17 protein-coding genes are annotated in these 12,998 nt (G+C 59.3%); all 17 read right to left on the reverse strand.

Annotation, left to right across the window (positions count from 1 at the left end; genetic code table 11):
* Positions 1 to 10 precede the first annotated feature (10 nt).
* Positions 11 to 1,261, reverse strand: coding sequence for a DNA circularization protein (locus QEP12_RS13400; protein WP_284214554.1), 1,251 nt, complete (start codon positions 1,259 to 1,261; stop codon positions 11 to 13).
* A 10-nt stretch (positions 1,262 to 1,271) separates the two neighbouring features.
* On the reverse strand, positions 1,272 to 3,083 hold the full coding sequence (locus QEP12_RS13405; protein ID WP_284214555.1) for a phage tail tape measure protein: 1,812 nt from the start codon (positions 3,081 to 3,083) through the stop codon (positions 1,272 to 1,274).
* Between the two features lie 135 nt (positions 3,084 to 3,218).
* Complete coding sequence (locus tag QEP12_RS13410) at positions 3,219 to 3,545, reverse strand: phage tail assembly protein (protein ID WP_284214556.1); 327 nt, start codon at positions 3,543 to 3,545, stop codon at positions 3,219 to 3,221.
* Entirely contained in the window at positions 3,545 to 3,892 is a 348-nt protein-coding gene (locus tag QEP12_RS13415; protein ID WP_284214557.1) for a phage tail tube protein, read from the reverse strand. Before QEP12_RS13415 ends, QEP12_RS13410 begins: the two co-directional genes overlap by 1 nt.
* Before the next feature lie 81 nt (positions 3,893 to 3,973).
* Positions 3,974 to 5,482: a phage tail sheath subtilisin-like domain-containing protein gene (locus QEP12_RS13420; protein ID WP_284214558.1), complete on the reverse strand. Its 1,509-nt coding sequence runs from the start codon at positions 5,480 to 5,482 to the stop codon at positions 3,974 to 3,976.
* Positions 5,479 to 5,700 carry a DUF2635 domain-containing protein gene (locus QEP12_RS13425; protein ID WP_284214559.1) on the reverse strand — a complete coding sequence of 74 codons (222 nt, stop codon included), beginning with the start codon at positions 5,698 to 5,700 and terminating at the stop codon, positions 5,479 to 5,481. Before QEP12_RS13425 ends, QEP12_RS13420 begins: the two co-directional genes overlap by 4 nt.
* A complete protein-coding gene (locus QEP12_RS13430; RefSeq protein WP_284214560.1) occupies positions 5,663 to 6,304 on the reverse strand; it encodes a phage tail terminator protein in 642 nt (213 codons plus the stop codon). The genes QEP12_RS13425 and QEP12_RS13430 overlap by 38 nt, the downstream gene beginning before the upstream one ends.
* Before the next feature lie 65 nt (positions 6,305 to 6,369).
* Complete coding sequence (locus tag QEP12_RS13435; RefSeq protein ID WP_284214561.1) at positions 6,370 to 6,846, reverse strand: hypothetical protein; 477 nt, start codon at positions 6,844 to 6,846, stop codon at positions 6,370 to 6,372.
* A gap of 30 nt (positions 6,847 to 6,876) precedes the next feature.
* Entirely contained in the window at positions 6,877 to 7,368 is a 492-nt protein-coding gene (locus tag QEP12_RS13440) for a hypothetical protein (RefSeq protein ID WP_284214562.1), read from the reverse strand.
* The gene (locus tag QEP12_RS13445; RefSeq protein WP_284214563.1) at positions 7,365 to 7,721 is read right to left on the reverse strand and encodes a phage head closure protein; all 357 of its coding nucleotides are present in this window, start codon (positions 7,719 to 7,721) and stop codon (positions 7,365 to 7,367) included. Before QEP12_RS13445 ends, QEP12_RS13440 begins: the two co-directional genes overlap by 4 nt.
* 2 nt (positions 7,722 to 7,723) lie before the next feature.
* Complete coding sequence (locus QEP12_RS13450) at positions 7,724 to 8,092, reverse strand: hypothetical protein (protein ID WP_284214564.1); 369 nt, start codon at positions 8,090 to 8,092, stop codon at positions 7,724 to 7,726.
* Between the two features lie 2 nt (positions 8,093 to 8,094).
* Positions 8,095 to 8,439 (reverse strand): hypothetical protein, encoded by a 345-nt coding sequence (locus QEP12_RS13455; protein ID WP_284214565.1) that lies wholly within the window; start codon positions 8,437 to 8,439, stop codon positions 8,095 to 8,097.
* Positions 8,440 to 8,477: 38 nt separating this feature from the next.
* The gene (locus QEP12_RS13460; protein ID WP_284214566.1) at positions 8,478 to 8,927 is read right to left on the reverse strand and encodes a hypothetical protein; all 450 of its coding nucleotides are present in this window, start codon (positions 8,925 to 8,927) and stop codon (positions 8,478 to 8,480) included.
* Positions 8,928 to 9,013: 86 nt separating this feature from the next.
* A complete protein-coding gene (locus QEP12_RS13465) occupies positions 9,014 to 10,507 on the reverse strand; it encodes a phage major capsid protein (protein WP_284214567.1) in 1,494 nt (497 codons plus the stop codon).
* Between the two features lie 132 nt (positions 10,508 to 10,639).
* Complete coding sequence (locus QEP12_RS13470) at positions 10,640 to 11,578, reverse strand: S49 family peptidase (protein WP_284214568.1); 939 nt, start codon at positions 11,576 to 11,578, stop codon at positions 10,640 to 10,642.
* Positions 11,579 to 12,802, reverse strand: a complete 1,224-nt coding sequence (locus tag QEP12_RS13475) for a phage portal protein (RefSeq protein ID WP_284214569.1) — start codon at positions 12,800 to 12,802, stop codon at positions 11,579 to 11,581.
* Positions 12,789 to 12,995, reverse strand: a complete 207-nt coding sequence (locus tag QEP12_RS13480; protein WP_284214570.1) for a hypothetical protein — start codon at positions 12,993 to 12,995, stop codon at positions 12,789 to 12,791. Before QEP12_RS13480 ends, QEP12_RS13475 begins: the two co-directional genes overlap by 14 nt.
* Positions 12,996 to 12,998 lie beyond the last annotated feature (3 nt).

The following is a 12,998-nucleotide window of genomic DNA, read 5'->3' on the forward strand; positions in this document are numbered from 1 at the left end:
AAACCTTTAGCTACTTACGTGCAACCTGCAGCGGTTGCGGTGATACAAAACCGGGGTGCGACACACGGTTGCGCTGCACAATTTCTGCAGCCCGCGTGGCATCACCCCACTGGCGGTAGGCCAGCACCAAAGCAGGCTGCACGGCTGACGGCGTTACCGTCACCAGCGGAACGGCGCTAGATGCCACCTCTGCCAAATGCCTGCGAGCCTTCGTGCGGGCATCTTGCAGGGCATTGAGCATGGCCATGGGCGGGCGGCCACCGCCGCCTTGCAGGGCTTCCCACAGCGCCGCTTCCAGCGCTGCGCGGGCAGCCAGTACATCGGCCTGGTACAACACCTCAGCGCGCTGCACTGGCTGGCTGGCTTGCTGCCACACAGAAGGCGTAGCGGGCATAAGGGGTACAGGCGCATCAGGCGGCAGCTGGGCTGCAGCCTCTAAAGCCACCGTCAGCTGCGCGTGGCCCACCAGCTCGTTGACCGCCATGACCAGCTTTTGCGTGTCAGCACCGCCTGCAGGGTTCACATAACCCATGCTGCTGGTGCCGCGCACAGCGCTGCGCAGGCTGTCTAAAGCGCCCTGCGGTTCAATGCCCTGCAGGCTGTTGCGCACACTGCCAACGCCTGCGCGCAAGGCCAGCACAAAGTTGGCCGGGGCGTTGAGCACTATGTTGACCAAGTCTGCTGCGCTGGCCACCGTGCGGGTGATGGTGCCAATGGTGCCGGTTACCAGCCCAAAAGCTGCCTGCACACTGCCAGTGGCAGCAGCGATGTTGACGCGGGCGGCGTTGACACCGGCCATGGCATCTTCAAACCAGTTGCTGCCCTCATCCAGCACGCCGCCTGCGGCATCGCTGAGCTGTGCATCTGTAGCGGGCGTGGCCACGGGGTAGCCCTTGTCGCCACTTTCCACAAACTCCAGACTGATCCAGACAATGCCGCCATCTTCACGGCTGTTGTCCACACTGCCGGGCATGGCCGTGGCCTGCATGGCGCCCCAGGTGGGCAAGATCAGCTCACCCGCGGGGTCTTCATCAATGGCGGCCAAAAAGGCGTCGCGCTGGTCCAGGCAGTCATTCCCGCCAAAAAAAGCATTGACCGAGAAGCGCCGCGTGACGCGCCCCAAGTCTTCGCAAAAGGGCTTGTCACGCTGCACAAACTCGTGCACCTGAATGCGCCGCCCAAAGGTGGAGCTATCGCTGAGCACCTCAAACGGTACACCCTTGAAGCTGGCAGGCTGCAGCTGCTTGCGCCAATCAGACATTCACGCTCTCCTAATAAGGCAGGGACAAGCTGCGCGTGCCCACAGGGGCGTTGATGTTGAAGCCAGGCTGGTTGGTTTGTGCAGACTGCACCCTGGTGCCTGGTGGTGCGTTTTCAAACTTCACCACCATCTCACCTTGCACATTGGTCTTCTGGGCAGCAGCAGCCGCAGGCAGTGGCGACTTGGCCTGCTGCACGGGGCTTGTGGCTGCAGCGGGCGCAGCTGCTGGCGCACCGCCGCCGAACATGCCACCCACCTTGCCGCCCACCCACTTGGCACCTTCAATGATGGGCTCGATATAGGGGCGCACACGCTCCCAGATACCCTTGAAGAAAGCCACAATGGGCTCCCAGTTCTTGACGATCATTCCCAGCGGGGTGAAGCCCGCCACGGTCTTGAACATCTCCCAGCCAATGGCGGCGTATTCTTTGATCTTGTCCCAGCAAGCCTCAAAAAACGGCGCCACGCTGGACCAGTTGGCAATTAAGACGCCAGCCAATAGCGCGATTCCTTGAATAGCAAAAGCAATAGGGTGTTTTGCAAGCATGGTCGCCGCTACACCAAACAGCTTTAATGCAAGCGCTCCGCCCGTCACAGCCAGCCGCAACCCGACAAACCCAGCGGCTGCCCCCAGCAGGCCTTTGATGACCCACGGATTGGCAGCAGCAAAGTCTGCCACCGTGCTGACCAAGGGGCCGAAGGCACCCACGCCATCATTGATGGCTGGCAGCAAAGCGGAGCCAATGGCGATGCCAAGCTCCACCGTGCGATTTTTCAGCAGCTGCAGGTTGTTTTCTGTGGTTGCGGCCCGGCTTGCATATTCCTTTTCCATGCTGCCGGCGTAGGCCTGGGCATCCGCCACTTTCTTGAAGTTGCCTGCCAGCAAATCCAGGTTGGTCAGCATGGGCGCGATCGCACCAATGCTTTCCTTGCCAAAGAGCTGCGAAAGCACCGCCGCCTGCTTCGTCTTGTCTACCTTGCTGATGGCCTGCAGCACCTTCATGATGGTGCCCTCAGAATCTTTCTGCATGCCAACTGCTACCTGCTTGGCATCCATGCGCAAGGCCTTGAGCGTCTCGGACTGCGCTTTGGTGGCAGCGCCGCCCGCCGTCAATGCCAGCATGAAGTTTTTCATGCCCGTGGCAGCTACATCCTCAGCTACACCTACACCTGCCAGCGTGGCCCCCATGGCAGCAATCTGCCCACTTGCCAAGCCTGCTACCTCCCCCAACGGACCAATCTTGGTGACGATGGCAGAGATCTGCTTGGTGGTAGCAGGCCCCGTGTTGCCCAGGTAGTTGATCTTGTCTGCCAGTGCCACCACATCGCCTTGACCCATCTTGAAGGCTGTACGCCAGGTGGCCATCATCTTGCCGGACTCATCTGCCGTCTGATCAAAGGCCACGCCCATCTTGATGGCGTCTGTGGCAAATGCCTTCAACTCACCTCTCGCAATGCCTGACTGGCCGCCAGCTGCATAGATAGAAGCAATGCCTTCTGCCGCCATAGGTAGCTGACGCGACAGCGCCAGCACGTCCTTATTCATGGCCGCAAACTGCTGCGCCTCTTGGCCTTTGTCAAAGTCCATGACCTTTTTGACGTCAGCCATCTTGCTTTCAAAAGCAATGGCGGCTTTGGCACCAGCAATGAACGGCATGGCAAATGCACCACCGCCGGCCAGGTCACCCATACTGATCTTTCCCAGCCCGCTGGATTCCAGCTGCTTGCGCAACTTGCCCGCGTTCTGCCCCACGCCCTTGAGCATGGGGCTGAGCTTGTCTACCCCAGTGATCAGGGCCTTGAGCTGAAACTTATCTGCCATGGGGATTGCCCTCTCACTTTGGCGGCCAGATACGGTGGGCCTGCACTAACAATTCAGAAAACTCATCCAGCGGCAGCGCCATGACCTGTGGCGGCGTCATGCGCCACAGGTAGGCCAAGTCATAGGCCAAGTCGGTCAGCTGCTGGAGGCTGACGATTCCGGCGTCGTGAAAAAACTGCAGATCTGCCAGGCCAGCTGGTTCAGGTCGGACAAGTCCAGCTGATCTACCGAAGACGGCGGAATACCTGCGCACACACTGATGTAGTCACCCACCACCGACAGGTCTGGCGAATAAGCACCCGTGGCAAGGTTGGTGATCACATAAGGCATGCGGCCAATCTTTTTGGCCTCTGCTGGTGTGGGGCGACGCAGCTGCAGTTCAGTCACCTGCTCGGAGTGCGCTTTGATGGGCTTGGCGAGGGTATGGGTCAAAGCCCCCATGATTTCCTGTGCTTCGTTCATTAGTTCCAATCTCCTTCAGTGCCGTTCCACTCCAGCGAGGCCTTGCCTTCGTCGCTGCTGTAGTTCACCTCGCCCACCAGGTAGGCACCAGACAAGGTGTAGACAGTGCGGTTGGCAAACTCCACAGTGACCGTGGCATTGGTGGCACCTGTGATGGCAGCCATGTTGGTGCCCTTGGGTACGGCCACTTCAGCCTTGACAAAGGGCACTGTGTCTTCTTCCTTGTAGTAGCCCTTGACCACGGTCTCACGCGTGGACTTGTTCAGCGGGGCTTCTACCGCACCGGTAAGCACCAGCTGCTGACCGTCTACCTTGATGTAGCAGGTGCCTGCAATCTTTTGGCCCATGTTGAGCTCTCCTTACAAAGCAAAGCCCGCCGTGGTTTGCACCAGGGCGGGCGGGGTTGATGGGTTGACGCTGGCGGCTGCTTACTCAGCCAGCGTGCTGTATTGCAAGCGGAACTGGTTGAGCAGCGCAAACACACGCAGCTGGTTGATGTAGTCCGGTGGGAACAACACATCCAGGCGGTTGGGGTTGGTGATGGAGCGCTCCACAATCAAGTTTTCCTTGAAGGCTTCGGCGTTCTCCACAATGCCCTGGTACTCCAGCTCACGGTAGGCCGCAATCAGCTCACCGCGGATCACCACGGGCGTGACGATGGCTTGGCCGGGGCCGTACTTGGTGCCGTCGTTGGCCAGCTTGTGGCGGGGGTACTTGCTGGTGATGCGCGCTTTCAGGGTGCGCAGCACGTGGGCACTGGTGTGCAGGGTCTCGCTGTCCAGGTAGCTGTCATCCTCCGCACCAAAGGCGTTCTTTTGGTAGGTGGTGATGCCACGCTCAATGCGGTACTCGCCACCCTCCACATACGCCGTGGCCACGCCGCTGGTGAGCAGCGCTTGGCGCTCATCCAGCATGAAGCGATCGCCTGCCGGTGCAGCATCCACCCCCGTGAGCACGCCGGTTTGCGTGGGGCGGGCGGGGTCTGCACTGATGAACACCGCCGTGCGGGCACCGTAGGCGGCGGCCACTTCCCAAGCGGGCTGGGGCACCAGCGGCTCAAAACCGTGCACGGTGTGGTGCGGGTCATTGCGTGCGGTGCCAAAGGCCACCAACTCACCCAGCGTGCCGCGCTTGGCACTGTAGCAGTGGCCGTACAGCTGCTTGACCCAGCTCCAGCGGCCTGCGGTGTCGTTCATCCAGTCGCGCAAGGCGTTGAGGCTGGCTGCATCGGTAAAGGGGTGGATGACAAATTCAAACGGCTCATCACCCACCGCCGCCAAGGCAGCAGCCAAGTCTGGCGCACCGGCACCGCCCGTGGGCGCTACCAGCGTGAGGGCAACGCCTGCGGGCAGTGCCTCGCCACCGGCAGTTCCCAAGCGGTTGAGCTGCACGGTAATGTCATTGCCCAGCAGACCCTTGCCCTTGGCGGTAATGTTGACCTTGGCGGGTGTAGCGCCATCCACCTCCGCCGTCACCGGCAAGGTGGTGTTGGCATTGATGGCGGCAGCAATGGCAGTGGCCAAGGCAGAGGTGGTATCCCCCGCCACTGCAGGCACTTGCACACGCTGGCCTGCCACATACAGGCTGATCACGCCGCTGCCCGTGGCAGCTGCACTGACCGTGATGGAACCTGCAGCGGCTGTGCCAGTGCCCAAGGCTACGGGCAGCACCCATACCGTGCCAAAGCTGTCGTTGCGCTTGTAGCTGCGGTGCATGGCGTGCAGCACAGAGCCAGCACCGCCAATTTCCGCCGCCTGCTCTGTGCGGCTGCATAGGGTGAGCTTGCCGATATCGGCGTGCGTGTGGCCGTCATTGACCTGACCAATGATCAGCGTGCGCAGTGTGGCCTGTGCACTGTTGGCTGCGCTGTTGTCCATCTCTGCATAGAACAGAGGCACCCGCACACCTGCGGGGATGTTGTTAAAGCTGACGCTCATTTGCTGGGTTTCCCTTTGGTAGTTGCGGGTGGTAGTTCTTGCACATCGCCCACCGCTATGCGGCGGGCCCAGTACACATTGCGAGGCACTTCACAGCCTTCGGCTGGCATGAGTGCGTGGCCACGCTCAGGCATGCGCACGGCGCGACCTTCGGCGGGCGTGACGTGCACACGTGTGCACTCATGGTTCGGGGTTTGGGGTGGGGTTTGGGTTGTCATGCGGTAGGTTCACTTTCAGGTGATGCTCAATACGGCCATCAGGCCCCACGCCGTCAGGCTTGAGGTTCTTGTCCACCATGGGGTCGATCACATCGACATCGATGTCCAAGCCTTCCAGCTGCTGCAGGCCCAGCAGTTCGGCTTCCTGCCAGGTCTCTGCCTGTGCAGGGTCGCTAGGCAGCTCTGCGCTGCCCATGACCTCCAAGCCACTAAAGCTGAAGGCATAGGCCACCTTGGCGCGGTCGGTGTGTAAAAAGCTGCGGCCTTCGTAGATCAGCCAGCCCGCACTGCCCGGCGGTGTAAAGCCCGCAAGCGCCAGGCACAGCGCTTTGCGCATGGCGGGCACTTCGTCAGCCACCTGCCGCCCTGGCTCATCGCTTTGGGGGAAGACCACCACCACGTCCAAGCCTTCAGTGATTTCTTGCACCAAGGTGTTGTCATAGAGGGGGTCGCCAGCCTTGTCATCGGTGGGCACCACAAAGGCGTACAGGCCCTGCCACTGGGTGGCTTTTTCGATCGCTTCCCAATTGATGCCCGCCTGCACACTGCCGCCCAGGGCAGGGCAATGGCTGCGCAGGTGCGCCACGATGTCGGATGGTTTCATAAGCAAACAGGTATAAAAAAACCGCCCTATGGGGCGGTTTCAAAAAATTGGGTCACCGAACGAAACTACTTATTCCAAGCCTTAAGCTGAAACGGAACATGTTGCGCGGTCATCTGGTCAAAATAAAAAGCCATCGTAAAAGGCGCCTTGGCACTACTCTTCCAAAGATGAGCCGCATTCGATAGCGCACTCTCCTGGCTCTCATAGTCAGGCTGCATTGACTGCATCAGAGCAGCCGTCGCACACATCATGGCTTGAAGTTGACCGCTGTCTTTTGGGCTATTAGGCGCGTTCAACGTAACGGATTCAAGCCCTGCCTCGGTGACCTTATAGTTAACTTCTATCTTGCCAACGCCGTAGTCCAGTCGCTGCCAAACTCCTTGCACCACGGTGCTTTTAACTGAAGCGCACTGAGGTATTTTTTTGCTGTATTTCACAACCCCAGACTGAAGGAATTTCGGCGTCTGAGAAAGTTTGCCTGCCCACGCTGGGCTCAGCACAATGGCCGAACTTAAGCTCAGCCAGGCCAACATCTTTTGCATAGGTCTCCTTTGGTTATCTCCAAAGTAATCCTAACCCAGTGCACGGTGAAAGCCTTGGCTTAAGTCCGCTCTAACACCTGCAGCCTCATCCTGAAGAGCATCTGCTACATAGTTATTTCGGGGCTTCACATGCCAATTGCTTCGTCCAAAGGTTTGTCTTTTTCCATCACCCTTGGGCTTTCGACCTGATCGCCAAGCTTCACTTGTGACACCGTAGTGCAAATAGGCCGGGTAGTACTCCGCCATGCCAGCGGTCTTGTCCGGCATGATCTTGACGAGAAAGCCGCTGCGGCTGACCCGCGTCTTGATCGAGTCGCGCAGCACGCCGCGCAGCTTGCGCGGGTAGTTGCTGCCAGAGCCCGCCAAGGCCAAATTCAGCTTGGCGCGGCTTTCAACGCGGCGCCCTGCTTTGCGCATGGCATAGCGCACTTGGCGCTTGTTGAAGCTGTCACGGTGGAAGCGCTCAAAGCCTTCCACATGCACGTGGGCGGCCAAGGTGCCGTTACTTGCGGCAAGGGTCATTTCAGCTGCTCCACTTCCACAATGGTGAAGTCATTGCCACCGTCCAGATCCGCCAGCCGCTGCACGCGGTACAAGCTGCCACTGGTGATGTGCACAATTTCGTGCGCATCCGTCACGCCTTCAATCTTGCGCAGCCAAATGCGGTGGGTGATGGCCGTGTCGGTTTGTGCCGATTCGGTATAGGTGGCAGTGCCCACAGGCTGAATGCGCGCCCAGCGTTCACGCGGCTGGGTGTAAACCTGATCCACCCCCGAAGCACCCACCGGCATGTCTTGCCGCAAGCGGATGCACACCCGCTTGTTGAGCTTTTGGCTGGGTGGGTTGCGCAGGTTTTGGAAACTGGCTCTGGACATAGTTAAACGCCTCGGTATGCACGGCGCAGCAAAATGGTTTCCGCCCTGCTGCGTTTGGTTTCTGCGTCTTGCACAGAGTTCGCCCCCACCGTTGCATCAATGAGCAGCAAGATGGCGGCAGTAACATCTGGCTGGATCACCAAGCCTTTGGGGTCTTTGGCATCTGCCAATTCCTGGGCGGTGGCGTAGAGCTTGCGCTCCAAGATGCTTTCACACTCAGCAACCGCCTCAGGGATAGAGTTTTCAGCGTCTTGCTGCAGGTCTTCATCCAGCCGCAATCGCTGCATCACATCAGCAATCGCAGGTGCTACAGAAGGCACCACCGGCAGTGGTGTGGATGGCTCCAAATCAGTGTCGGTGGTGTCTGTCATGCTCACGCCTGTGCGGGTTGGTCGTCTGTTTTTGCTACTTCTTCAATAGCTTGCTGCACTTGATCGCTCGAAGTTTCAGATACATTCAAACCTGAATCCTTTTCAGGATCAGCGCTACCTGCTCCACTATTTGAAGCATCTGCAGCATCGGAAGCGGTCTGTGTTGCAGGCAGCGTTGCAGCGTCGGCTTTGCTACGCTTGCCACCCGCCTGTGCTGCCTTTGCAGGAGCTGGTGGCGTGTAATCCTGTGCATCGCCACGTGCTTTCATAAGTTGCAAGCGATCGTCCAGCGGGTAGACGTTGTCTTTCTTGTACAGCAGCTGCCCGCCCTGGTAGAAGTCCACCAAGGCGCGCACCAGCTGGGGAGCGGCTGGCTTGCTCATGCTTAGCCAGCCACTGCCACTACAGACGCTGCGTTGCTGTCCTTGCCCCAGCCTGCACGTGGGTGGGCCAGCACAACTGCAGCCACGGGGCCTCCAGTGGCTCCGCCAGTTACCACGCCAAACTTGATGTGGCTAAGACCGCTTTCCAGCAGATCTTCAGCACGCACATTCAGCACGAGCTGTTTGTTGTCATTGTCTGCAGCACTGGCAGCCAATACTTCAGGGCTGTTGCCCGTTAGTGCCACGGCGCCAGAACCATCTGCCTTGCAGGCGTAGGCCTTGACGGTGATGACCTCGCTGGCCATGTCACCCAGTTGCACCACTGCCACCGCCTGGTGGAAGTTGCCCATATTCACCACGCCAGTGAAGCGCTCGGTGTTGGCTGTGGCTGCAGGAGGCAGCGCAGCCACAACAGCCAGCAGCTGGGCCAGCTTTGCGTTGGTCGAGATCATAGGTATCCCTTAAATAATTGAATGCAAAACCATTAGCGCAGCAGCGGGCTGCATGAAGCCCGCCGCCGTACTCACCCTTGAGCGCCTCAGGCGCGGGTGGCCAATGTGACGAAAGGCGACTGCGTATTGCTGCCGTTGTTGGGGGTGATGGGCTTGGTCAGTGCAGACTGGCCTGCTACACGGAACTGGGCGCGGAACGCGGTGAGGCCCAAGTCAAACCACAGGTGCATGCTGGTGGCGGTTTCAATGCCACGCGCCTTGGTGATGGTCCGGTAGCTCTTCCAGTCCACCAGCGAGATATCGAACTTCTCACCCAGCGTAGAGCTGTGGGGCGACACCATTACAGGGCGGCCAAGCAGTACGCCAAAGCCATAACCACCTTCCGGGTTGTAGATGGCGGCGTTGGTGCCTGGTTGGCCGTAGGCCAGCTCATCAAGCTGAGGCAATGCATCTGCATTGATCATCCAGATGGCACGGCGGTACTGCGCAGGCGTCATGCGGGCGCGCATCTTGGAGATGTTTTGGCGCACGATGGTGGCTGCGGCTTGGCCGGTTTCTTTGGCCACCTCAATCACCACACCGCTCTTGGTATAGCCCAAAGGCTTGCCAGCACCGTCACCACCCCACAGGGCTTCGTTGGTCTTCCAGGTGATGGCTTCTGGCGTTTTGCTGTTGAGGTAAGCGCCCACGGCAGAAGAGTCTTCCAGCAGCTCTTCGGTCACTGGCACCAAAGCCGTCAGCTTGTTCAAGCGCAGCGTGGCTGGGTCTAAAGTTGGCTTGCTGTCACGATCCTTGCCGCCTTCGTTTTGCCAGAAAGCCTTGATACCGCTTTGCCCCCATGGCGTGGACTCGTCCTTGGGGAAGGTCATGCTATTGCCTTCCACGGGGATGTTATCTGTCAGGGGCAGCAGGTTGTCCAGCTCATCGGTGCTAGCAGTGAAGATGGCTTGGCTAAATTCCGGTGGGATCAAGATACCCAACGAATCACCATTACCCTCACTAGCCATGTTGGTGGGGCCAGCGTTGAGCACCAAGATACGCTGATCAGTGATTTGGTAACCATTACCTGCATTCACTGCTGCATTGCGCACTGCGGTGGCGTATTCACCAAAGGTCTTGAAACCACCCTTGGGGTCGTTGGCCACGTTGTCGGTGACTTGCACGTCGGTGGTGTCTGCCACCTTGACGCTAGAGCCTGCACGCTGCGAATCCAAAGCGGTCTGCACGCGGTTGATATCACCGTCAAAGCCTTTGATCTTGGCTTCTAGTTCATCGAACTGCTGACGCTCTGCATCGGTCATCATGCCATCCGCACGCCCTTCTGCCGCAGCCAGCAAAGCCTGCATCTCCGTCATGGCCGTGCCACGCGCCGCCTTCAGGGCGTTGAGTTGCTTGATGGAGCCCATGGCAGCCATACCCATCAGGGCATTGGCCACACTGCCATAGTCCGATGCTGGCAGCATCTGCGCCATCAGACTGGTGGCGACCTGCGCATCGACAGGAGCCATTGCTGCCGCAGCAGCGATACCGACGGCGGCCAAGGCCAGCACGCCTACGAACAAGCGATTCATGCGCTTCATAGATTTACCTTCAAGAGTGACAAACAAAAATGCCCACCTGAAGGCGGGCGCTTGGATGGCGACAGAAACAAAAAAGCCCCAGCGGCAAGGCGGGGGCTGGGCGCAGTTCTGTCAGGCTGCGGGTTGGTGACGTTAACCAGGCACATCGCCTAGTTGCAGCACACGCAAACGCTGCTGCGCACTGGCTACACGGCGGTCAGACGATGGCTGATTGGGCATTGGCTTCCAGCCCTCTGCCAACACTTGAGACAAGGTGCCCAGACGATCCACCATGCCAGCCTTGAGCGCTGCATCCGCCATGACCATGCGGCCTTGGCCGAAGCTTTCGCCACCAGCCACGGCTGCTGTCACACCGCGACCACGGGCCACGGCCTGCACAAAGCTGGCGTAGCACTGGTCAGCCAAGGTCTGCACGTAGGCCAGTGTTTCATCGCTCATGGGGCCGGTGTCGTTACCTTCCACCTTGTGCTTGCCCGCGTACACGTAGGTGACCTTTTGGCCTTCCTTTTCATACTGGGCTGAGCGGTCCACGTGCGCCATGTAAGCGCCGATGCTGCCCACCATGCCGCTGGGCGTGAGCACCACTTCTGTGGCCTGCGAGGCAATCCAGTAGCCCCCACTGGCTGCAGTGGCGTTGACCACAGCAATCACAGGCTTGGCTTGCCGCGCTTCATAAATGGCATCGCCCACCTCTTGCACACCAAAGGCGCTGCCGCCAGGGCTGTCCACGTCCAGCACAATGCGGCCCACATCGGGGTTGCGCATGGCAGCGCGGATATCAGCGCCCAACTCTTCGGCACTGGTCATCACGGTGCTGGCTGCCTTGGCATGGGCACGATTGGTGAGTACGCCATGCACCGGCAGCACCATGGTGCCACCGCCAGACTGCGCAGCAGTTTGTGACTGGCGGCGGGCTGCAACCTCCGGAGCATTGCCCACTGCCAACTGAATTTGCTCTGGCCCCAGCTTGACGCCCATAGCCCAGCGCTCCAGCACATCTGCCATCTTGGCGTGCACCGTAGCCTCCAGCACCCAAGGGCTGTTGTAGAACTCTGCGAGTAGTAGAGACATTTAATTTTCCTTTTTGCTGGGCAGCACGGGCACACCATCAGCATCAATCACCGCCATGTTGGCAGGGATGCGTAGCGAATCACCGCCCTTCAACGGTGGGTTGTTTTCCTTGCGACGTGCCTCGTTCGGTGTCAACACGCCAGATTCAATCGCGCTCTTGTAGCCGTCCATGCGGCTCTTGAAGTCGCCGCGCAGCAACTGCTCCAGCACCAAAGTGATGGTGTGCGATTCATCAATCACCAGGTCACGCCACAGCACTTGTTCCCAGCCAACAGCCAGCGGCAAGATGCAATCGCTGACCCAGTCAATGTTTTGGTGCTCAATCGTGGCGTACTTGGTATCACCCAAGATGCCAACCTTGTGAGGCGGTACACGCCACAGACCGCAGATATCTACATCGGAGTACTTGCGAAAATCCAACCACTGGGCATCGGAGTTTTTTAGGCCCAACTCGTGGATCTTCATGCCACGATCCAGCACCGCAGGCTTGTGCTGATTGGCACCGCCATACTGCACCTGCCACTCACTGCGGAAGTTGGCACGTGCTGCGTTGTCTTCAAACTTGCTGGGTACCTCGACCCAAAACGGCGGGCGGGCGTCGTTGTTCCAAAACCGGCTGCCATAGTCACGTGCAGCCATAGCCGCCCCTAAGGATTCGCGCTCCGCTTCAATCGGGCTCAGCCCCACAAAGCCGTCCAGCGTGAGGCCCGTCAGGTGCAGCATTTCACCTTGCAACAAGGTCTCAGTGCGTGATCCATTGAGACTTTTGACTTGGTAACGTGGCAGTCCGTCCGCCCCCACCTCAGGGGTAACGCGGTCAGGATGCAGGGGCACCACCATCTCAGGCTGTCCACTGTCTGCCCAATAAATCCGTGCGTAGCCGTTGCCCCGCAAGCTGCGGTGTGCCTCCACCATCTGGCGGAACTGCATAGGCGTTTGCCACTGGTTAGGGCTGCGTGAAAGCATGCGTGCCAAGGGGTGATCATTGACACGGTCACGGCCTTCGGCAGTATCTTGGTGTACATGCACAGGCAGCACTGCGATAGTCTCGCTGATGGCCTTGATGCACTTGTATACGGTGGCCAGTCGCATGGCCGTGCTAGGCGTCACCACAGCACCAGAGCGGGTAGACATGCCTTGCTGCAGAGGCTGGAACCAAAAATCACTGGTCTCCGGGATGCTGGAATTGGCTTGCGGCTGCAGGCTGGCACTACTGAGAAACATCTGCGCCCTCCTTGTGAGCTAACGGCCTTGCGGGAGGGCGAACCCCCACACGCAGCGCCAAGAACACGGTCAACCCCAAAACCAGCACACCACCGACCACCGCAGCCAAGGCCAGCGAGTGCAGCCCTGCCACGCCAGCCACGATGAGCAGCCAACCCAGCAAAAGGCAGATGTTGAAGATTTTGGGGGTCATAAA

It is taken from the genome of Comamonas jiangduensis (genome assembly GCF_030162955.1).
Lineage (GTDB): Bacteria > Pseudomonadota > Gammaproteobacteria > Burkholderiales > Burkholderiaceae_C > Comamonas > Comamonas jiangduensis.

Bases quoted from the DNA above. Each gene is read 5' to 3' on its own strand.
- QEP12_RS13415 (WP_284214557.1), bottom strand. From the start codon at position 3,892: ATGGGCCAAAAGATTGCAGGCACCTGCTACATCAAGGTAGACGGTCAG.
- QEP12_RS13440 (WP_284214562.1), bottom strand. From the start codon at position 7,368: ATGACCCTTGCCGCAAGTAACGGCACCTTGGCCGCCCACGTGCATGTG.
- QEP12_RS13430 (WP_284214560.1), bottom strand. From the start codon at position 6,304: ATGAAACCATCCGACATCGTGGCGCACCTGCGCAGCCATTGCCCTGCC.
- QEP12_RS13475 (WP_284214569.1), bottom strand. From the start codon at position 12,802: ATGTTTCTCAGTAGTGCCAGCCTGCAGCCGCAAGCCAATTCCAGCATC.
- QEP12_RS13400 (WP_284214554.1), bottom strand. From the start codon at position 1,261: ATGTCTGATTGGCGCAAGCAGCTGCAGCCTGCCAGCTTCAAGGGTGTA.
- QEP12_RS13470 (WP_284214568.1), bottom strand. From the start codon at position 11,578: ATGTCTCTACTACTCGCAGAGTTCTACAACAGCCCTTGGGTGCTGGAG.
- QEP12_RS13435 (WP_284214561.1), bottom strand. From the start codon at position 6,846: ATGCAAAAGATGTTGGCCTGGCTGAGCTTAAGTTCGGCCATTGTGCTG.
- QEP12_RS13425 (WP_284214559.1), bottom strand. From the start codon at position 5,700: ATGACAACCCAAACCCCACCCCAAACCCCGAACCATGAGTGCACACGT.
- QEP12_RS13465 (WP_284214567.1), bottom strand. From the start codon at position 10,507: ATGAAGCGCATGAATCGCTTGTTCGTAGGCGTGCTGGCCTTGGCCGCC.
- QEP12_RS13420 (WP_284214558.1), bottom strand. From the start codon at position 5,482: ATGAGCGTCAGCTTTAACAACATCCCCGCAGGTGTGCGGGTGCCTCTG.
- QEP12_RS13405 (WP_284214555.1), bottom strand. From the start codon at position 3,083: ATGGCAGATAAGTTTCAGCTCAAGGCCCTGATCACTGGGGTAGACAAG.
- QEP12_RS13410 (WP_284214556.1), bottom strand. From the start codon at position 3,545: ATGAACGAAGCACAGGAAATCATGGGGGCTTTGACCCATACCCTCGCC.
- QEP12_RS13445 (WP_284214563.1), bottom strand. From the start codon at position 7,721: ATGTCCAGAGCCAGTTTCCAAAACCTGCGCAACCCACCCAGCCAAAAG.
- QEP12_RS13460 (WP_284214566.1), bottom strand. From the start codon at position 8,927: ATGATCTCGACCAACGCAAAGCTGGCCCAGCTGCTGGCTGTTGTGGCT.
- QEP12_RS13480 (WP_284214570.1), bottom strand. From the start codon at position 12,995: ATGACCCCCAAAATCTTCAACATCTGCCTTTTGCTGGGTTGGCTGCTC.
- QEP12_RS13450 (WP_284214564.1), bottom strand. From the start codon at position 8,092: ATGACAGACACCACCGACACTGATTTGGAGCCATCCACACCACTGCCG.